Genomic DNA, 19,940 nt, shown 5'->3' on the forward strand with positions numbered 1-19,940 from the left:
GGGAGGGGGCGGACGAGGCGGAGCCTGAGGGTGCTGGTGCCGGCCCGGGGTCGTCGACGATCCGGCCGTCCTTCATCCGGACGACGCGGCTCGCCTCGTCGGCGACCGTCGGGTCGTGGGTCGAGGCGACGACGGTGACGCCGAGGGTGGAGCACAGGTCCCGGAGCATGCCCACGACGACCTTCCCGGTGCGGGCGTCGAGGTTGGCGGTCGGCTCGTCGGCGAGGATCAGCCGCGGGTTGCCGACGAGGGCGCGGGCGATCGCGGTGCGCTGCTGCTCGCCGCCGGACATCTTCGTGGGGTGGTGGTGCATCCGGTGCCCGAGGCCGACCATCTCGAGCAGGTCGACGGCGCGGCGCCGCAGCGATGCCCGGTCGTACGGCTCGAACATGAGCGGGAGCTCGACGTTCTCCACGGCCGACAGGAAGGGGATGAGGTTGTAGCTCTGGAAGATGAAGCCGATCGTGTCGTGCCGCAGGGACGCGAACTGGCTCTCCGTCAGGGCCCCGGTGTCCTGGCCCTCGATGCTCACGGTGCCCTTCGTCGGCCGGTCGAGGCCGCCGATGATGTTGAGCAGCGTGGACTTCCCGCTGCCGCTCGGGCCCATGAGGCAGGCGAACTCGCCCGGGGTCACCGTGAGGTCGGCCGCGACGAGCGCCTTGACGACCTCGTCGCCGAGCTTGTGCAGCTTCCACACGTCGCGGACCTCGAGCACCGGCCCGTCGGGTGTCGTCGGGGCGGGTGCGCCGGTGCGGTCCGGTGCGATCGTCATCTCAGCCTCCACTGGTCAGGGACAGGGCAGGGGGTCGGGACGCGGCCCGGTACGCCGGTCCGGCGCTCGTGACGAGGGCCGCGACGGCGGACGTGCCGACGGCCAGCGCGAGCGCCGCCAGGGCCGGGCCGGGGCGCACGTCCGCGGAGACGAGCCCGGCGAGGTTCGCCGCACCGGTACCGACGACGGCGACGACCCCACCGGCCGCCGCGCCGGCGACCGCCGCGACGAGCGGCTCGACGAGCAGCGCGCCGACGACCGGGCCGCGCGGGACGCCGGTCGCGCCGAGGACGCCGATCTCGCGCGTCCGGTGGACGACCGTGCGGGTCGTGGAGACGGCCATCTCGACGACACCGACGAGCAGGACGACGACGGCGATGAGCGTCGTGGCCCGCACGAGCTGCTCGGTGTCGCCGAGCGCCGCCGACTGCCGGCGCACGCTGTCGGTGAGCGTGAGGACCTGGACGAGCAGGAACGCGCCCGTCGCCGTCGTGACGACCGGGAGCACGAGCTGCCCGGCCCGCCGCCGGGTCGAGAGCCAGCCGTAGGCGAGCCCCTTGCGCAGGGCCGGCGACAGCGGGCCGGTCACGCGTCGTCCCGGAGCAGGTCGACCGGGCGCTGCTGGAGCAGCCGGTGCACGGGGACGAGCGCCCCGACGATGGCCATCGCCGGCAGGTAGGCCGCGACGATGCCCGCGGCCTGGGCCCAGCCCGCCAGGGTCGTCACGTCGGGCACGACGAGCGTCGTCGCGGCGAGGGCCGCGAGCGCTCCGGCGGCGTAGGCCGCGACGAAGACGAGCGCGGACTCGACGAGGAAGAAGTAGAGGACCTCGTCGGCCAGGCCGATGCTCGACATGATGCCGAACTCGCGCCGGCGCTCCTGGACCGCGGCGAGGAAGCTCGAGACGGCGATGACGAAGCCGAGGACGAGGCCGACGACGGAGACCAGCCCGAGCGTCGAGCTCGTGACCTTGCTCGCGAAGATCGCCGAGTACGCCTGCTGGAAGGTCGCCAGGCTCGTCCCGCCGCCCACGGTGTCGTAGGCGAGCGGGCGGCCGGACGGCGTCCGCGACGCGTCGGTCGTCGAGGGGATGCCGGAGGCCCGCGACAGCAGGGCGCCGAGGTCGCGCCGCCCGGTGTCCGCGGCGGACGGCGTGACCGTCCACCACCCGCGGTCGCCGACGACGGTGCGTGCGACGTCGACCGGGACGGTGACGCTCGTGCCGGTGCCGCCCGTGGCGACGGTGAGGTCGGCGGCACCGACGCGCAGCCGGGCGCCGGGAGCGACGCCGAGCAGGTCGGCCGCCGCCGGGCTGACCACGGCAGCGCCCGGCGCGACGTCGTCGCGACCGACGAGCGCCACGTCACCGCCCGGCGCGGCCCACACGCCGACGGCCTGGCGGTGCGCCGTCCAGCCCTCGGGGACCGTGAGGGCCGGCGTGGAACCGTTGGGCAGCAGCACGTCGAGGTCGGGGTCGAAGCGGACGCCCTCGGCGCCGACGACCCACACCGGGTCGCTGCCGAGCACCTCGCTCAAGGAGTCGGACCCGACCGTCGCGTAGCCGGCGGCGATCGTCCGGACGACGATCACAGCCATCACGGCGAGGGCGATCCCGGCGGTGGACAGGACGAACCGCTCCGGTCGGCGGCGGACGTTGGCGAGCGCGAAGCGCAGGAGCCGGCTGCCGCCGCCCCGCGTCCCGCCGCTCGCGTCGACGACGCTCGCCGCGGTCGGTGCTGGGTGATCCAACACGGTGGCCATGCAGTCGATGGTTCGCCGCGGACGTTTCGCCAGAAGGGCGACGGGTGTGAAGTCCGCGTATCGGGACGTACGTCCCAGGTTTCCAAGATCTCACATGCGCTAGGCGCTGATCCGGTCGCGCCCTTCCGCCTTGGCCCGGTAGAGATGCTCGTCGGCGCCCCGCATCAGGGTGTCGACGGTGGCCGCCTCGCCGACGGCCTGGCCGGCGCTCACGGTGACCCGCAGGCCGGGGGCCAGCCGCTCCCAGTCGTGCGCGCGGATCTCCTCGACCAGCCGCTCGACCCGGGTGCCGAGGCGGCGGTCGCCGTCCGAGACGAGGAACAGGGCGAACTCGTCGCCGCCGAGCCGGACGGCCAGGTCGGTCGGCCGGATCGCGTCGCCGAGCAGCCGGCCGAGGACGCGCAGCACCTCGTCCCCGACCGCGTGCCCGTGGACGTCGTTGACGGCCTTGAACTCGTCGACGTCGAGCAGGACGACCCCGAGCCGCCGGCCCGGACCGAGGGTGCGCAGGCCGGGCAGCCGCTGGGTGAACGCGTGCCGGTTCGCCAGCCCGGTGAGCTCGTCGACGAGCGCCTGCCGGCGCAGCCGGTCGCCGTGCCGGACGACCCGCTCGGCGGCGAGCCGGGCGCGGGCCGCGGCGAGCACCTGGAGCCGGGACTCCCACCGCAGGTCGCTGAGGTGCGCGGCCCAGCGGGCGGCCGGGGACTCGCCGGACCCGAGCGAGGCGAGGTGGTAGGCGAGGGTGCGGAACGATGGCTTGTAGACGTCGAAGTACTCGATCGACCGCTCGGCGTACGCGGCCGCCTCGGTGTCGTCCCCGGCGAGGTGCGCGCTCACCGCCGCGGCGAGCAGGAGGCAGCCGCGGTAGCCCTGCCAGGTGGTCGTGACGAGGGCGTCCCACAGCTCCTCGGGCACGCCGCGCAGCGCGGGGTCGCCGCTCCCGGCCAAGGCGTCGAGAAGGCGCTCGACGGCCTGCAGGTCGGTCCGCCAGGTCGGCTGCAGGTCGGCGATCTCCTCGGCGCTCGGTCGGTAGCGCGCCGCCGCGACCTCGCGGGCCTGCTCGGCCCGCCCGACGTCCAGCAGGCCGCAGGCCATCGCCGCGGCCGCCTCGACGCGGTTGACGACGACGACCCGGCGGGTGAAGGCGAGCACCGGGCGGATCGCCTCGTCCCGCACGAGGTCGAACGACTGCACGGCCCGGGAGTACATCTCGTCCTCGAGCTCCCACAGCGCGAGGCAGTGGTACGACTGGCCGCACTCGTTGTAGCTCGCAGCGAGCTCCGCGGCCCGCCAGCCGAGCTCGTCCGGGTCGCTCTCGGCGATGTCGTCGAGCATCGCGACCGCCCGGGCGAGGTCGCTCGGCCGGTCCTCGCCGAGCGAGTCGGGGTCGGAGATGCCGAGGTAGGCGAGCCGGCCGCTGAGTGCGCGGGCGACGAAGACCTCGTCGCCGGTGTCGAAGGCGGCCGAGAGCAGGGCGTCGGCGCGGGTCCGCAGCGCCTCGTGCGGGGCGCCGGCGAGCATGTCGTTGACCAGCAGGTTGTGCAGCACCTGCACCCGGACGTCGGGCCAGCCCGCGTCGCCTGCCTGCCGGGCCCAGCGCTCGAACCGGCGGACGTGCTCGGCCGGGTCGGGCAGCGTCTGGACGTGCTCGAGGGCCGCGTACACGGCGATCCGCGCTGCGAGGTGGTCCGCGGGCAGGTCGTCCGACAGCAGCGTCATGCCTCGACCGCCCTCCGTCCCTCCGACGGGACCGGCCCCGCCCTCTGGATGTCGACACTGCGGCGGGCAGGGTTGAGCGGGTCGGTCCGTGCCCAGAGCCTACGCGGCGCTCCCTGGCTGCCGGGAAGAGCCGAATCCTGCTACAGATCGTTGACGGCGGGACGTCGAACCGTAGACTGACGCCCCGTCCCGGCCCGTCCACCGTCGAGAGGGACCGTCGTGCGTACTGTCGAGAGCTGGACCCAGGGCCGCTGGTGGTCCTCGTCGGACGGCGCGCGCGTCGTCGTCGACGCCGTGACCGGCGAACCGTTCGCGAGCGTGTCGAGCGCAGGGCTCGACGCCCCCGGTGTCGTCGCTTTCGCCCGCGGGACGGGTGGCCCGGCGTTGCGTGCGAGCGGGTTCCGGGCCCGCGGCACGCTCGTCAAGGAGCTCGCCCTGGCGCTGAAGGCCCGCCGCGACGAGCTCGTCGAGCTGTCCGCCCGCACCGGCGCGACGGCGGCCGACGCGGCCGTCGACGTCGACGGCGCGATCGGCACCGCGCTCGTCTTCGCCGCCAAGGCCAAGGCGCTGCCCGAGGGCAACGTCTGGGCCGAGGGTGACGTCGAGCCGCTGGGCCGCGGCGGCTCCTTCGCCGGACGGCACCTGCTCACCCCGCTGACCGGGGTCGCGTTCCAGGTCAACGCCTTCAACTTCCCGGTCTGGGGGATGGTCGAGAAGCTCGCGCCGGCCCTGGTCGCCGGTGTCCCGACGATCGTCAAGCCGGCGACGCCGACGGCGTACGTCGCGGAGCACGCCGTCCGGATCCTCGTCGAGTCCGGGCTGCTGCCGGACGGGGCGCTCCAGCTCGTCTGCGGCTCCGTCTCGGGCGTGCTCGACGAGCTCGGCGGCCAGGACCTCGTCTCGTTCACCGGCTCCGCGCAGACCGCCGCCCTGCTGCGGGCCCATCCCGCCGTGACCCACCGGTCGGCACGGTTCAACGCCGAGGCGGACTCGCTCAACGCGAGCGTGCTCGGCCCGGACGTCGCTCCCGGCTCGCCGGAGCTCGACCTCTACGCCGACGCGGTCGTCGCGGAGCTCACGTGCAAGGCCGGTCAGCGCTGCACGGCGATCCGCCGGGTGCTCGTGCCGGACGCCCTCGTCGGTCCGGTCTGCGACGCGCTCGTGGGCCGGCTCGAGCGGGTCGTCGTCGGGGCGCCCGGAGCCGACGGCGTGACGATGGGCGCGCTCGCCGGTCCCGACCAGCGGGCCGCCGTCCTCGACGGCATCGAGCGGCTCCGGGCCGCCGGGCCGGTGCTCACCGGCGGCGGGCCGCCGGAGCGTGCCGTCGGGGCCGACCCGGTGCGCGGTGCGTTCGTCGCCCCGACGCTGCTCCGGGCGGACGACGCGCAGGTCGTGGCGCCGCACGAGGTCGAGGCCTTCGGGCCGGTCGCGACCGTCGTCGGCTACCGGGACGTGCCGCACGCCGTCGACCTGCTCGCCCGCGGCGGCGGGTCGCTCGTCGCGTCGCTCGTCAGTGCGGACGACGCCGTCGTGCGGGCCGTCGTCCTCGGCGCCGCCGCGCACCACGGCCGGGTGCTCGTGCTCGACGCGGACTGCGCCGCGGAGAGCACCGGGCACGGCACCCCGATGCCGCAGCTCGTCCACGGCGGCCCCGGCCGGGCCGGCGGTGGCGAGGAGGAGGGCGGTCTGCGGGCGGTGGCCCACCACCTGCAGCGGACGGCGGTCCAGGGCTCGCCGCGGGTGCTCGCGCTGCTCGCGGACGGATGAGGTCTTGCGCCGACCCAGGACGTGCTACAGACTCATGACGTAAGGCATCTTGTATGTAGAACGAAATCATGGAACGCGGCACGACCCACGGTCCACCCGAGGAGGAACCACCGCCATGACGACGACCGACGACCGGCTCGGCAGCGCCCCCGAGCCCACCGGCCCGGTGAGCCGCATCGACTACAGCGAGCGGATCCCGAACAACGTCCAGCTCTCCACCGACCGGCGGCTCCAGCGCGCGCTCGAGAGCTGGCAGCCGAAGTTCCTCGACTGGTGGAAGAACCTCGGCCCGGCGCTGCCGACGAAGGACGTCTACCTGCGGACGGCGGTCGCGGTCGGTCGGGACGGCTGGGCGGTCTACGACTTCGTCCCCATGCACGAGTACCGCTGGGGGATCTTCCTCGCCGAGGGCGACCCGGACCGCACCGTGAACTTCGGCAAGCACAAGGGCGAGAAGGCGTGGCAGACCGTGCCCGGCGAGTACCGCGCCGAGCTCCAGCGGCTCATCGTCGTCCAGGGCGACACCGAGCCGGCGTCCGTCGAGCAGCAGCGCCACCTCGGGGCCACCGCGCCGAGCCTGTACGACCTGCGCAACCTCTTCCAGGTCAACGTCGAGGAGGGCCGTCACCTCTGGGCGATGGTCTACCTCCTCCAGGCGCACTTCGGCCGGGAGGGCCGCGAGGAGGCCGAGGAGCTGCTCAAGCGCAACAGCGGTGACTTCGACAACCCGCGGATCCTCGGCGCCTTCAACGAGGACACGACGGACTGGCTGCAGTTCTTCATGTTCACGTACTTCACCGACCGGGACGGCAAGTACCAGCTCGGCACCCTCAAGGAGAGCGGCTTCGACCCGCTGGCGCGCACCTGTGAGTTCATGCTCAAGGAGGAGGCGCACCACATGTTCGTCGGCACGACGGGCGTGCAGCGCACCGTCGAGCGGACGGCGCAGCTCATGGTCGAGCACGACACCGAGGACGTGCTCCCGCACGGCGCGATCCCGCTGTCGACGATCCAGAAGTACCTGAACTTCCAGTTCTCGGTCTCGATGGACCTCTTCGGCTCCGAGCTGTCGAGCAATGCGGCCACGTACTACACCTCGGGGATCAAGGGCCGCTGGGCGGAGACCCGGCGCAAGGACGACCACGTCCTGCTCGGCGCCACCCGGGAGATGACGAAGGTCGTCGACGGCGCCTTCGTCACCGAGACCGTCCCGCTGCTCAACGCGCTCAACCTCGACCTGCGCGACGAGTACCGCGCGGACTGCGAGAACGGCGTCCGGCGCTGGAACCAGGCGCTCGAGGAGGCCGGCCTGCCGCACCGGCTCACGCTGCCGCACGAGGGCTTCAACCGGAAGGTCGGCGCCTACTCGGGCGTCCACGTCTCGCCGGAGGGTGAGATCCTCGACGACGCGGCCTGGGCCGCGCAGGTCGACTCCTGGCTGCCGAGCGCGCAGGACCGCGCCGACGTCGCCGCGCTCATGCAGCCGACGTACGAGCAGGGCGCGTTCGCGGGCTGGATCGCCCCGCCGTCGCAGGGCATCAACGAGATGGGCGTCGAGTTCGACTACGTCCGCTTCTGGAAGCAGGACAACGCGTCCTGAGCCGACGGCCCGCCGACGACCGGTGTCATCCGTCCGCGCCCAGCGTCTCCCAGTGCGCCTGGGCTCGGCGGTGCCACCGCTCGTGGCAGCGGTGGAACACCGTCGCCGCGCGCACGCCTGGCCAGTCGTGGTCGAGCAGCTCCATCGGCAGGGCCGGGTCGAGGAACGGGAAACGGCGCCACGCCTGGACGAGCCCGACCTGGGCGACGAAGGCCGCCTCCGCGCCGTCCGCCCGGCGGTTCTCGAAGCCGTCGACGAAGTCGCCGTACGCGGCCTCGATCTCGCCGAGCGACGTCCAGGCGGCGGCGACGACGTCCTCGGGCCGGCCGATCGCACCGGACTCGCCGACCCACGACATCGCGCTCGACGCGATGCCCAGGTCCTCGACGATCCGGGCCACCTCGCCGGCCCGGTCGGCGTACGGCACGACCCACAGGCCCGGTGCCGGCGAGCCCATCCCGGCCCAGGTGAGCCGGGTGCGGAGCTTGTGCCGCAGGGCGCGCTGGGTCTCCGGCACGGTGACGGCGAGCACGAGCCAGCGGCCGTCCCAGCGGCGCTGCTCGCGGAGGAACCCGTAGATCCGGCGGGCGCCCTCCTCGAGCAGGTCGCGGCCGTCGGGGGTGAGGTCCCAGCGGGTGCGCCGGCCGACGCGGGACGGCGTGACGAGCCCCTCGGCCGCCGTCCGGGCGAGCGCCTGGCGGGCGGCCTTCTCCTCGACGCCGACCGCCGCGAGGGCCTCGACGAACGCCGCCGTCCAGACCGGCTCGGCGCGCGGCAGCACGAACTCGCCGAGGATCGTCAGGAGCAGGCCGCGGGCGCTCGGGCCGCCGAGGCTCCGGCGCCGCGCGGAGGGGACCTCGTCCCAGCCTGCGTCGGGCTCCAGGGGCGCCGCGGCGGACATCGTGCTCCTTGCGGACGGGTGCGCGCGGGGCGCACGGGGTGGTGCGGCTCAGGGACGGGACCACTGTAGGACGCGCCCCCGGCGCCCCGCCCGCGACGTGCCGCCCGCCGGTCCGGCCCAGGTCCGCATCGAAATGCTACAAACTCTTGACGTTACTCAGTTTCAGCGTAGAACCTAGGGACGTTCGTCCCACGGCCGGAAGGGCAGCCATGACCGCCGTCGCAGAGCACGCCGTCGCCGACAACGGCGTCGAGGTCTCGTTCGACACCTCGCCCGAGCAGTACCGGCACTGGCGCCTGTCCGTCGAGGGCCGGGTCGCGACCCTGACCCTGGCCGTCGACGCCGACGGCGGACTCGTCCCGGGCTACGAGCTGAAGATGAACTCCTACGACCTCGGCGTCGACATCGAGCTCTACGACGCGGTGCAGCGGCTGCGCTTCGAGCACCCCCAGGTCGCGGCCGTGGTCGTCACGGGCGGGCTGGAGCGGATGTTCTGCGCCGGTGCCAACATCAAGATGCTCGCGCAGTCCTCGCACGCGTGGAAGGTGAACTTCTGCAAGTTCACCAACGAGACCCGCAACGGCATGGAGGACGCCACGGCGAGCTCCGGCCAGACGTACATCGCGGCGCTCAACGGGACGGCGGCCGGCGGCGGCTACGAGCTCGCGCTGGCCTGCGACGAGATCGTCCTCGTCGACGACGGGTCGTCCGCGGTGTCGCTGCCCGAGGTGCCGCTGCTCGGCGTCCTGCCCGGCACCGGCGGCCTGACCCGGGTCGTCGACAAGCGGCACGTCCGGCGGGACCGGGCCGACGTCTTCGCGACGAAGAGCGACGGCATCAAGGGCCGCACCGCGGTCGAGTGGGGCCTCGTCGACGCGAGCGTGCCGCGGGCCCGGTTCGCCGAGGAGGTCGGCGCGCGGGCGCTGGCGGCGGTCGCCCGCTCGCGGCGGCCGCACGACGCGACCGGGGTGCCGCTCACCCCGCTGGCCCGTGTCGTCGACGGCGACGAGATCCGCTACCCGTTCGTGGCCGCCGCCCTCGACCGGGCCGGGCGCAGGGTCGAGATCACCGTGCAGGCCCCGGAGCAGGCGCCGCCCGCGGACGCCGCGGGCGTCCACGCGCAGGGCGTCGACTACTGGCCGCTGGCCGTCGCGCGGGCCCTCGACGACCTCGTCCTGCGGCTGCGCACCAACGAGCCCGGGCTCGGCACCTGGGTCCTGCGGACCACCGGGGACGCCGACCTCGTGCTCGCCCACGACGACCAACTGGTCGCCCTGGCCGACGACTGGTTCGTCAACGAGGTCCGGCACTACCTCAAGCGCACCTTCAAGCGGCTCGACGTGACGAGCCGCAGCCTCGTCGCGCTCGTCGAGCCGGGCAGCGCCTTCGCCGGCAGCCTGCTCGAGCTCGCGCTCGCCGCCGACCGGCAGTACATGCTCGACGGGGTCTTCGAGGACGTCGACCCGGACGCCGCCCCCGCCGTCCTCGTCGTCGGCGCGGCCAACGCGGGCCTGTTCCCCATGGGCAACGGGCTGACCCGGCTGCAGTCCCGGTTCTACGGCGACGACGCCTCGCTGGCGGCGGCGCTCGCCCGCAGCGGGGAGCGGCTCGACGCTGCGGCGGCCACAGGGCTCGGGCTCGCGACGATGACCCCGGACGACATCGACTGGGAGGACGAGATCCGGATCGCGCTCGAGGAGCGCGCCGCGCTGAGCCCCGACGCCCTCACGGGCATGGAGGCCAACCACCGGTTCGTCGGCCCGGAGACCGTCGAGACGAAGATCTTCGGCCGGCTCACCGCCTGGCAGAACTGGATCTTCCTGCGGCCCAACGCCTCCGGCCCCGAGGGGGCGCTGCGGCGGTACGGTTCCGGCCTGCGCGCCGAGTTCGACCAGTTCCGCGTCTGACCCACCCATCCCCTTCAGCGCGAGAGGCGGACCACCATGGCCGGGACGACGACGTCCACCCCCCGACCTCCGTTCGACGCAGGCCCTTCCTTCAACGCGTCGGCGTACCTCGTCGACCGGCACGTCGAGGCCGGGGACGGCGCCCGCGTCGCCCTGCGCTGCGACGGCGCGGACACGACGTACGCCGCGCTCGCGGCGCTCACGGCGCGGGCGGCGGCGGCGTTCACCGCGCTCGGCGTGCGCCGCGAGGAGCGGGTGCTCTTCCTCATGGCGGACACCCTCGAGCTCGCCGCGGGCATCCTCGGCGCGATGCGGGCGGGGATGGTCGCCGTCCCGGTGAGCACGATGCTCACCGCCGCCGACCTCGGCCCGCTGCTCGCCGACTGCCGGGCCCGGGTCGTCGTCGCCTCCGCCGACTTCGCCGCGGCGCTGGCCGCCGCGCTCCCGGCGAGCGACGCCGTGACCCACCTCGTCGTCAGCGGCGGCGCCCGGCCGCAGGTGCCCGCCGGGGTGGTCCTCGTCGACTGGGACGACGCCCTCGCCGCCGGCGACGAGGCCGCCCCGGGCGGCGCGCCGGTCGTGGCCGCCGGGGACGACGCCGGTGCGCTGTGGCTCTACACGTCGGGGACGACGGGCGTCCCGAAGGCGGCGATGCACCGGCACGCGAACATCCGGCACGTCTGCGAGACCTACGGCACGCAGGTCCTCGGGATCCGGCGCGACGACCGGTGCCTGTCGGTGGCGAAGCTGTTCTTCGCCTACGGGATCGGCAACTCGCTCTTCTTCCCGCTGTCGGTCGGCGCCATGGCGATCCTCGAGCCGCGGCGCCCGACGCCGGCGACCGTCGCCGAGCGCGCCCGGGCAGACCGGCCGACCGTCTTCTACGCCGTCCCCGCGTTCTTCGCCGGGATGCTCGCCGCCGACCTGCCCGCGGACACGCTCGAGGGCGTCCGGATCGCGACCTCGGCCGGCGAGGCGCTGCCCGCCGCCCTCCAGCAGCGCTGGACGGCCCGCTTCGGGGTGGACATCCTCGACGGCCTCGGGTCGACCGAGGCGCTGCACATCTTCCTGTCCAACGCCCCCGGCGACATCGGGCCGGGCACGAGCGGGCGGCCCGTGCCGGGGTACGAGGTCGAGGTCCGCACCGAGGACGGCTCGCGCGCCCCGGCCGGCACCCCCGGGATGCTCTTCGTCGGCGGGGAGTCGATCGCCACCGGCTACTGGTGCCGGACGGCGACCACCCGGTCGGTCTTCCAGGGACGCTGGCTCGCGACGGGCGACACGTACGTCGAGGACGCGGACGGCCGGTTCACCTGCCTCGGCCGCTCCAACGACATGATCAAGGCCGGCGGGATCTGGGTCTCCCCGGGCGAGGTCGAGGCCCGGCTGCTCGAGCACCCGGACGTCGTCGAGGCCGCCGTCGTCGGGGGTGTCGACCACGACGGGCTCGAGCGGCCCGTCGCGGCCGTCGTCCTGCGGGACGGCGGCACCGTGACCGGCGACGACCTCGTCGCCTTCTGCCGGGAGGGGCTCGCGCACTTCAAGGCCCCGCGCGCCGTCCTCGTCCGGGACACCCTGCCCCGCACCGCGACCGGCAAGCTCCAGCGGTTCAAGGTGCGGGCCCTCGTCGTCGAGCAGGACCCGCTGCACGCCCGTGAGGCTGCGCCGACCGGGGCGCCGGTCCCGTGAGCACCGCCCGCGGCCTCGAGGTCGACCTGCTCCTGGTCGGGGCCGGCCCGGTCGGCCTGTACGGGGCGTACTACGCGGGGGTCCGCGGGCTCCGTGTCGCCGTCGTCGACAGCCTGCCCGAGCCCGGCGGCCAGGTCACGGCGATGTACCCGGAGAAGCCGATCTACGACGTCGGCGGCTTCCCGCGGGTGCTCGGCCGGGACCTCGTCGCCGGGCTCGTCGAGCAGGCCGGGCAGTACGACCCGACGTACCTGCTCGGCGAGGAGGCGCAGGGCCTCGCGCCGGACCCCGGCGCGCCGGGCCGGTTCGTCGTCACGACCTCGGCGGGGACGACGGTCCGCACCGGCACGGTCGTCGTCACCGGTGGCATCGGGACCTTCTCGCCCCGGCCGCTGCCGGCGGGGGAGGACCTCCTCGGCCGCGGCCTGGCCTACTTCGTGCCGTCCTTCGCGGACTACGCGGGCGCGGACGTCGTTGTCGTCGGCGGCGGTGACAGCGCGTGCGACTGGGCGCTCGCACTGCTGCCGGTGGCCCGCTCGGTGACGCTCGTCCACCGCCGCAAGGCGTTCCGGGCGCACGCGGCGACCGTCGAGGCGGTCCACGCGAGCGGCGCGACCGTGCTCGTCGACGCCCAGGTGACGGCGCTGCGCGCCGGACCCGACGGCCGGGTCGCGGCCGCGGAGGTGACGACCCGGGACGGCGTCCTCACCCTGCCCGCGCAGCGTGTCGTTGCCGCTCTCGGCTTCGTCGCCGACCTCGGGCCGCTGCGCGGCTGGGGGCTGGACCTGCACGACAACCGGCACGTCGTCGTCGACACCCGGATGGGCACGAACGTGCCCGGGGTCTACGCCGCGGGCGACATCACCGACTACCCCGGCAAGGTCAGGCTCATCTCGGTGGGCTTCGGCGAGGTGGCGACCGCGGTGAACAACGCCGCCGTCCACCTCGACCCCGAGGTCACGCTGTTCCCCGGCCACAGCAGCGACGCCGCGCCGGCGCCGGTGCCCGTCTGACCCGACCTGCACGACCCGGCCCCGCCGGTACGTTCGACGAGAACCCGCGTCTGAGAGGACCGCCGTGCCCTACGTCATCACCTCGAAGTGCATCGACGTCAGCGACCAGTCGTGCGTCGAGGAGTGCCCGGTGGACTGCATCTACGTCGGGGACCGCAAGCTCTACATCAACCCCAAGGAGTGCATCGACTGCGGGGCCTGCGAGCCGGTCTGCCCGGTCGAGGCGATCTCGCAGGACCGCCGGGTCCCCGACGAGGACAAGGAGTTCGTCGAGGACAACCGACGCTTCTTCACCGAGGTGCTCCCCGGCCGGGACGCCCCGCTCGGTGCCCCGGGCGGGGCCCGCAAGGTCGGCGAGATCGGTGTCGACACCCCGCTCGTCGCCGACCACCCCGGGAGCTGAGGCGTGCTCGACGGTCGCGTCCTCGTCGACGCCCACGTCCACGTTCCGGTGCTCGGCTCGCTGGCCCCGGCCTGGAAGGACTGGGCGCGCGACTTCGGCCGCCCCGGCGTCGTCGAGGAGGTCTGGGACGCCGACGGCCGGCCGCGCCCCGCGGCGCTCGACGCGCACTTCGCCGCCGAGGGGGTCGACGTCGCGCTCCTGTTCTGCGAGTACAGCCCGAAGGCCACCGGGTACCAGGAGTTCGACGACCTGCTGCCGCTCGTCGAGGCCAATCCGCGCCGCTTCCGCCCGGTCGCGAACGTCAACCCGCACCTGCACTTCCCGATCGCCGACGAGATCACCCGCCAGCTCGACCACGGGGCCGCAGCGCTCAAGCTGCACCCGGTGCACGGCGGCTTCCGCCTCGACGACCCGGCGCTGTTCCCCGCGTACGCCGTCCTCGCGGAGCGCGGGGTCCCGCTCGTCGTGCACTGCGGGACGTCCTCGTTCCCCGGCTCGATGAACGAGCTCGCCGACCCGGCGCACCTCTACCCGGTCCTGCGCCAGTTCCCCACGCTCGACGTCGTCCTCGCGCACGGCGGCCGCGGCTGGTGGTACGACGCCGCGGCCTTCCTGGCGCTCTCCCACGAGACGGTGTGGATCGAGCTGTCCGGCCTGCCGCCCAAGCGGTTGCCGACCTACTACGCGCGGCACGACCTCGCCCGGCTGGCCCGCCGCTTCGTCTTCGGTACCGACTGGCCGGGGGTGCCGGGTGTCGCCGCGAACGCCCGCACCGTCGCCGGGCTCGGGCTCGCGGAGGACACCGTCGCGCTCGCGCTCGGCGGCAACGCGCTGCGCCTGTACCACGGCCTCGACCCGGAGGTCGACACCGGAACCGTTGCAGGAGAGGGAGTCTGATGCCGGTCTACGCCTACGACGGGGCGACGCCGCGGATCTCGCGGACCGCCTACGTGCACCCGGACGCCGTCCTCATCGGCAACGTGACGCTCGGCCCCGAGGCGTCCGTCTGGCCCGGCACCGTGCTGCGCGGCGACCACGGCCGCATCGAGATCGGCGCCCGGACGTCGGTGCAGGACGGCACGGTCGTGCACACGACGGAAGAGTGGCCGACGGTCGTCGGGGCGGACTGCGTCGTCGGCCACAACGCCCATCTCGAGGGCTGCGTCGTCGAGCCGCGCTGTCTCGTCGGCTCGATGTCGACGGTGCTCAACCGGTCCCGGATCGGGGCCGGCTCCGTCGTCGGAGCCGGTGCCGTCGTCCCCGAGGGCCTGCAGGCGCCGCCGGGCTCGATGCTCCTCGGGGTGCCGGCCCGGATCCGCCCGCTGACCGGCGAGGACCACGACCGCTGGGTGGACTACGCGGTCGGGGTCTACGTCGAGAACGCCCGGCACTACCCGAAGGCGCAGCGCGCCGTCCGGCTCGAGGACTGCCTCACCGACGACCCGACCGACTGACCGAGCGACCCGTCCGACCCACCGACCCACCCGGACCACCGAGGAGAAGGAGCGGCGATGGAGCCCACCGGGGTCCCGGCCCGAGAGCTGAGCGACGAGGAGCTCGAACGTCAGGGCACGCACGCGCACGCGACCCGGAACTGGGTCTTCCTCCACGGCACCGCCGAGCAGTTCGCGCACCACACCGAGCGGATGCTCGAGCTCGAGAAGGAGTACCTGCGCCGGCACCCCAAGCGCACCTGGCAGGGCAGTGCCGAGGCCGGCGGCGAGGTCGACGAGGCGACCCGGCTGCGGACGGCGCTGCGCGGTCTCGTCACGCAGATCGAGTCCGTGCTCGCCGAGGCGGACCCATTGCCGGACAAAGGGTCCGCGGCCGGCGGCGGCGGGGCGACCGGCGCCCGTGGCAGCTCGGCCGGCGTCGCGGCCCTGCTCCGCGAGGTCGCGGACGCGCCCGGCGGCAGGCTGCACCGGCTCGAGCTCCACCAGGCCGCCCGCCGCGCGGGGCTGCCCCGGGCGGACGTCGCGCAGCTCTACCGCAGCGACCCGCCGCTGCTCGCCGCCGACGGCGCCGACCGGGTGCTCACCGACGCCGGCAAGGAGTGGCTCGCGCACAGGTCATGACCCACGCATGCACCGTCCTCTGGAGGGTTGCGCACCCCAAGAAGCAGTTTTTGGGGTCGTTCACCCGCCAGAGGACGGGTCGGCGGGGGCGGGGACGAGGTGGTGGCCCGACGCGATCGCCTCCAGGAGGCGCGTCGCAAGCTCCTCGGCGGGTGCGGCGGCGTCCTCGACGACGTACCGCTCCAGGCCCTCGGCGGCGAAGTCGGCGTGCATCGCGCGCGTCGCCTCCTCGCTCGTGAAGCCGTGGCCGCTGCGGCGGACGACCCGTTCGACGCAGACGTCGACCGACGGCAGCAGGACGACGTAGTGGGCCACGGGGTCACCGGCGGTCGTCAGCCAGCGCGGCAGCTCCTTCGGCCTCACGACCCCGTCGTAGACGACCGTGCAGTCGGCCCGGGCGAACGTCCCGACGGTGCGGGCCGCGGCCGCGGTGCCGATCTCGTTCTGCGCGGCGGCCTCGGGCAGCCACGGCGGGACGGCGCCGCGCCGCCACAGGCTGAAGAACCAGTCCCCGGGGACGAGCACCGACGGGTTGAGACGCTCCGCGAGGTGCGGGGCCAGCGTCGACTTGCCCGCCCCCGGCGGCCCCGTCACGACGATCAGCTCACCCATGCCGCCCAATCTGTCAGGTCAGCGGTCCCGCCGTCCCGCCGATGCTTGCGCTCGGTACCGGTTCCGGGGTCCGGCCGCCCGGGTTCCGGTACGCACCGTGAGCATGAGCGGTCAGGTGGTGGGTGAGGACGAGGTGCAGCTCGAAGCGGGCCGTGGGGTCGTCGAGGTCGTCGCCGAGCAGGTCCCGCAGGGTCCGCAGCCGGTAGCTGACGGTCTGGGCGTGGACGAACAGCTCGGCGGAGACGTCCGCCCGTGAGCCCCAGTGCCGCAGCCAGCTGTGCAGGGTCGCGAGGAGCCGCTCGCGCTGGGTCTCGCGCAGCGTGGCGAGCGGGGCGAGCCGCCGGGCCGTGAGCACGGCGAGGGCCCCCTGCTCGCCACGCAGCGCGAGCAGGGCGAGGTGGTCGTCCGCGAAGACCGGGGCCGCGGCGTCCGGCGGCGCGGCGACCTCCCCGGCGAGGACGGCGAGCCGGACCCCCTCCGGCACCTGCGGCCAGGGCAGCGCCGGACCGACGAGCGCGCCCCGGCCGGCGAGCGCGGTCGTGAGCGCCGCCCGGGTCGCCCGCGGGCCGGACCGCAGGAGCACGACGGTGTCGCGTTCGCGGTCGAGGACGACCCCGTCGGCGCCGTACCGGAACCGGGCGTCCCGGGCCTGCTCGGGCGGCAGGACGACGGGGACGACGACGTCCAGGCCGCGCCAGCCCGCCTCGGCGGCCGCGGTCCGGACGACCTCGTCCGGTGCGCTGCCGCGCACGAGCAGCTCGGCGAGCCGGCGCCGGGCCCGGTCGCCCTCGCCGGCCTGCTCGCGGAGCTGGAGGCCGAAGCCGTCGGTGGCCGCGGCCGCCAGGGCGTCGACGTAGGCCGTGATCGCGTCGGAGAGGTCGAGGAGCTCGTCGGTGCTCACCGGGCGGACCTGGCCGAGCGCCCGGGCCGCCGAGCGCAGCGTGAGGCCGGCCGCCGTCCGGAACGCGGCGAGGAGCGCCTCCGGACCACGGTCCTCCCGGGCCTCGGCGGCGCCGAGGGCGGTGAAGACGTCCCGGATGTCCGCCGGGACCGCCGGCTCCGCGGTGCCGACGAGGGCGAGGAACCGTGCCAGCGCGACCTCGACGGCCCGGCGGAGGTCGCGCTCGAGCTTGGTGCTGCGGGCCGCGGCGAACGCCGGCGTGGCCTGGGCGACCTCGCGGGCGACCTTCTCGACCGTCGCGGGCAGGTCGTGCCGCATGGCGGTGGCGAGGTCGGCGGGCAGGCGCTCCCACGGCGTCGGGGTCACGGCGCGGCTCATGCGCAGATATTGTCATGCGGTGACAAGGTGGCGCGAGAACTGTGGTGCTCGGGGTGCGCAGACTCTCACCGGGTGATGGGTCACGATGGACGGGCCGCCACCTGCCAGGAGGTCCGCCGTGGAGCACCGCACCTCGCGCCAGCACGTCGTCGACATGTGCCGCACCATGCTCGAACGGGGGTACCTCAAGGCCACCGAGGGCAACGTCTCGGTCCGGGTCCCCGGGCACCGGCTCTACGCCGTGACCCCGAGCAACTACGACTACGCCGCGATGCGCGTCGAGGACATCTGCATCGTCGACTTCGCCGGCACCCACGTGCCGGACCCCGGGGACGCCGGCCTTGCGCCGTCCATCGAGTGCGGGATGCACGCGAACATCTACCGCGAGCGCCCGGACGTCCATGCGGTCGTCCACACCCACCAGCCGTACGCCTCGGCGCTCGCCGTGCTGCGCCGTCCGATCCCGGCCCTCACCGACGAGCAGGTGCGCTTCCTCGGGCGCGAGGTCGCCATCATCGACTACGCCCCGGCGGGCACCGGGTTCCTCGCGAAGAACGTGCAGAAGAAGGTCGCGGGCGGCGACAACGCCTTCATCATCGCCAACCACGGCATCGTGGCGCTCGGCACCGACCCGGACCGTGCCGTCTTCAACATGGCGCTGCTGGAGAAGGTCTCCATCGCCTACCTGCTGGCCCTGACGACCGAGGCCGGCAAGGTCTACACGATCCCCGCCGCGATCCGGGAGATCGCGTTCACCAAGCTGCGCAGCGACGAGAAGCGGATCGCGGCGCAGGTCGAGCGGTCCGTGCCGCCGGTGCGCGTGCGTGACCAGGACCCGCTGCCGAGCGCCGACGCGACGGCCGCCGCCGTCGCCGCGGCGCCGGTGCCGGCCGCGCGGCTCGTCGAGGTGGTCGAGCCCGGGGCCGAGGCGGCCCGGCTCGGCTACGCGATCAGCGAGTACCCGGACGTCGACGACACGATGCGCCGGCTGAAGGCCCTTGTCTCCCAGCCGGTCCGCGGTCTGCGGCACGACGCGCTGCTCGACGTCCTGGAGTGGTTCGAGACGAAGTGCCGGGCGAGCAAGGAGCTCACCGACCGGGCCAAGGAGCGGATCCCCGGCGGCGTCCAGCACAACCTCGCCTTCAACTACCCGTTCCCGCTCGCGGTCGAGAAGGCCGAGGGGGCGCACCTCGTCGACCGGGACGGCAACGTCTACATCGACTTCCTCCAGGCCGGTGGCCCGACGATCCTCGGCAGCAACTACGCGCCGGTCAACGAGAAGGTCGCCGAGGTCGTCAAGGAGTCCGGGCCGGTGACCGGCCTGTTCCACGAGTACGAGCTGCGGCTCGCGGAGTCGATCAACCGGTACATGCCGCACATCGAGATGTACCGCTCGCTCGGGTCCGGCACCGAGGCCGTCATGGCCGCCGTCCGCGCCGCCCGCGCCTTCACCGGGAAGAAGACCGTCGTCAAGGTCGGCGGCGCCTACCACGGCTGGTCCGACACGATGGTCTACGGCCTTCGGGTGCCCGGCACGTACCGGATGAACGCCAAAGGCATCCCGTTCGGGGCGACGAGCCGCACCCGCGAGACGTTCCCGCACGACCTCGGCACGTTGCGCCGCAAGCTCGTCGAGAACCGGCTGCGCGGCGGGACGGCGGCGGTCGTCGTCGAGCCGGTGGGCCCGGAGTCCGGCACCCGGCCGGTGCCGCACGACTTCAACGCGAAGGTCCGCGAGCTGTGCGACGAGTTCGGCGCGCTGCTCGTCTTCGACGAGGTCGTCACGGGGTTCCGGCTCGGGCTCGGCGGGGCGGCCGGCTACTTCGGCGTCACCCCCGACCTCACCGTCCTCGGCAAGGCGGTCTCGGGCGGCTACCCGATGGCCGGCGGCGTCGGCGGCCGCTCCGACGTCATGGCCGTGTTCGGCTCCGGGCTCGACGGGAAGAGCGGCGCGCACATCCAGGTCGGCGGCACCCTGTCGGCGAACCCGCTGTCCTGCGCCGCCGGGTACTTCGCGATCGAGGAGATGGCCCGCACCAACGCCCCCGTCATCGCCGGCCGCGCCGGCGACCGGCTCACGAAGGGCCTGCAGCGGCTCGTCGACCGGTACGGGCTGCCGTACGTGGCCTACAACCAGGGCTCGATCGTCCACCTCGAGTGCAGCGGGGTCATGCTCCTCGACATGCACAACCCGCTCAAGCTCCTCAAGGAGAACAAGGCCCGCAAGCGGCTCATGGAGCAGATGGGTGCCGCGTACGCGGCGAACGGGATCATCACGCTCGCCGGGTCGCGGATGTACACCTCGATGGCCGACACGGACGCTGTGATCGACGACGCGCTCGACCGCTTCGACCGGGTCTTCGCGACGGTCGAAGGGGTCTGAGCCGGGTCGGTCTGCGTGATCTCGCGACCGGGTGCATCATCCGGCCGCCCACGGGTACA

The 19,940-nt window shown here is 74.2% G+C and carries 17 protein-coding genes; 10 read left to right on the forward strand and 7 right to left on the reverse strand.

Annotation, left to right across the window (positions count from 1 at the left end):
- The 4 genes from EDJALFJO_RS22800 to EDJALFJO_RS22815 form a co-directional block, all read right to left on the reverse strand.
- Window positions 1-772, reverse strand: a 772-nt coding sequence (locus EDJALFJO_RS22800) for an ABC transporter ATP-binding protein (protein WP_143448714.1), incomplete at its 3' end; no start/stop codon positions are given.
- A gap of 1 nt (window position 773) precedes the next feature.
- A complete protein-coding gene (locus tag EDJALFJO_RS22805; protein WP_198950564.1) occupies window positions 774-1,361 on the reverse strand; it encodes an FtsX-like permease family protein in 588 nt (195 codons plus the stop codon).
- Window positions 1,358-2,533: an FtsX-like permease family protein gene (locus tag EDJALFJO_RS22810; protein ID WP_088288621.1), complete on the reverse strand. Its 1,176-nt coding sequence runs from the start codon at window positions 2,531-2,533 to the stop codon at window positions 1,358-1,360. Before EDJALFJO_RS22810 ends, EDJALFJO_RS22805 begins: the two co-directional genes overlap by 4 nt.
- Window positions 2,534-2,632: 99 nt before the next feature.
- Window positions 2,633-4,252: a diguanylate cyclase gene (locus EDJALFJO_RS22815; protein ID WP_088288622.1), complete on the reverse strand. Its 1,620-nt coding sequence runs from the start codon at window positions 4,250-4,252 to the stop codon at window positions 2,633-2,635.
- Window positions 4,253-4,471: 219 nt separating this feature from the next.
- On the opposite strand from EDJALFJO_RS22815, the gene paaZ reads away from it, so the two are divergent.
- Both paaZ and boxB read left to right on the forward strand, forming a co-directional pair.
- A complete protein-coding gene (gene paaZ, locus EDJALFJO_RS22820) occupies window positions 4,472-6,019 on the forward strand; it encodes a phenylacetic acid degradation bifunctional protein PaaZ (RefSeq protein ID WP_088288623.1) in 1,548 nt (515 codons plus the stop codon).
- Window positions 6,020-6,134: 115 nt separating this feature from the next.
- Window positions 6,135-7,619 carry a benzoyl-CoA 2,3-epoxidase subunit BoxB gene (gene boxB / locus EDJALFJO_RS22825; protein ID WP_088288624.1) on the forward strand — a complete coding sequence of 495 codons (1,485 nt, stop codon included), beginning with the start codon at window positions 6,135-6,137 and terminating at the stop codon, window positions 7,617-7,619.
- Window positions 7,620-7,644: 25 nt separating this feature from the next.
- Here boxB and EDJALFJO_RS22830 read toward each other — a convergent pair whose 3' ends face one another.
- The gene (locus EDJALFJO_RS22830) at window positions 7,645-8,520 is read right to left on the reverse strand and encodes a PaaX family transcriptional regulator C-terminal domain-containing protein (protein ID WP_088288625.1); all 876 of its coding nucleotides are present in this window, start codon (window positions 8,518-8,520) and stop codon (window positions 7,645-7,647) included.
- A 209-nt stretch (window positions 8,521-8,729) separates the two neighbouring features.
- Between EDJALFJO_RS22830 and boxC the strand changes: the two genes are divergently transcribed.
- The 7 genes from boxC (at window position 8,730) to EDJALFJO_RS35150 (ending at window position 15,607) form a co-directional block, all read left to right on the forward strand.
- Window positions 8,730-10,427: a 2,3-epoxybenzoyl-CoA dihydrolase gene (gene boxC, locus EDJALFJO_RS22835; RefSeq protein ID WP_088288626.1), complete on the forward strand. Its 1,698-nt coding sequence runs from the start codon at window positions 8,730-8,732 to the stop codon at window positions 10,425-10,427.
- Window positions 10,428-10,463: 36 nt separating this feature from the next.
- Window positions 10,464-12,116 carry a benzoate-CoA ligase family protein gene (locus EDJALFJO_RS22840; protein WP_088288627.1) on the forward strand — a complete coding sequence of 551 codons (1,653 nt, stop codon included), beginning with the start codon at window positions 10,464-10,466 and terminating at the stop codon, window positions 12,114-12,116.
- Entirely contained in the window at window positions 12,113-13,129 is a 1,017-nt protein-coding gene (locus tag EDJALFJO_RS22845) for an NAD(P)/FAD-dependent oxidoreductase (RefSeq protein ID WP_088288628.1), read from the forward strand. The genes EDJALFJO_RS22840 and EDJALFJO_RS22845 overlap by 4 nt, the downstream gene beginning before the upstream one ends.
- A gap of 64 nt (window positions 13,130-13,193) precedes the next feature.
- Window positions 13,194-13,532: a ferredoxin gene (gene fdxA / locus EDJALFJO_RS22850; RefSeq protein WP_088288629.1), complete on the forward strand. Its 339-nt coding sequence runs from the start codon at window positions 13,194-13,196 to the stop codon at window positions 13,530-13,532.
- 3 nt (window positions 13,533-13,535) lie between these two features.
- Complete coding sequence (locus EDJALFJO_RS22855; protein ID WP_088288630.1) at window positions 13,536-14,429, forward strand: amidohydrolase family protein; 894 nt, start codon at window positions 13,536-13,538, stop codon at window positions 14,427-14,429.
- Window positions 14,429-14,986 carry a gamma carbonic anhydrase family protein gene (locus EDJALFJO_RS22860; RefSeq protein ID WP_088288631.1) on the forward strand — a complete coding sequence of 186 codons (558 nt, stop codon included), beginning with the start codon at window positions 14,429-14,431 and terminating at the stop codon, window positions 14,984-14,986. Before EDJALFJO_RS22855 ends, EDJALFJO_RS22860 begins: the two co-directional genes overlap by 1 nt.
- A gap of 57 nt (window positions 14,987-15,043) precedes the next feature.
- Complete coding sequence (locus tag EDJALFJO_RS35150) at window positions 15,044-15,607, forward strand: DUF6158 family protein (RefSeq protein WP_198950565.1); 564 nt, start codon at window positions 15,044-15,046, stop codon at window positions 15,605-15,607.
- Between the two features lie 60 nt (window positions 15,608-15,667).
- On the opposite strand, the gene EDJALFJO_RS22870 is transcribed toward EDJALFJO_RS35150, so the two are convergent.
- Both EDJALFJO_RS22870 and EDJALFJO_RS22875 read right to left on the reverse strand, forming a co-directional pair.
- Window positions 15,668-16,219 carry an AAA family ATPase gene (locus EDJALFJO_RS22870; RefSeq protein ID WP_088288632.1) on the reverse strand — a complete coding sequence of 184 codons (552 nt, stop codon included), beginning with the start codon at window positions 16,217-16,219 and terminating at the stop codon, window positions 15,668-15,670.
- 13 nt (window positions 16,220-16,232) lie between these two features.
- Entirely contained in the window at window positions 16,233-17,498 is a 1,266-nt protein-coding gene (locus EDJALFJO_RS22875) for a helix-turn-helix domain-containing protein (protein ID WP_088288633.1), read from the reverse strand.
- A gap of 118 nt (window positions 17,499-17,616) precedes the next feature.
- Between EDJALFJO_RS22875 and EDJALFJO_RS22880 the strand changes: the two genes are divergently transcribed.
- On the forward strand, window positions 17,617-19,881 hold the full coding sequence (locus EDJALFJO_RS22880) for an aminotransferase class III-fold pyridoxal phosphate-dependent enzyme (protein WP_088288634.1): 2,265 nt from the start codon (window positions 17,617-17,619) through the stop codon (window positions 19,879-19,881).
- Window positions 19,882-19,940 lie beyond the last annotated feature (59 nt).

This window comes from Kineosporia sp. A_224 (assembly GCF_002198655.1).
Lineage (GTDB): Bacteria > Actinomycetota > Actinomycetes > Actinomycetales > Kineosporiaceae > R-H-3.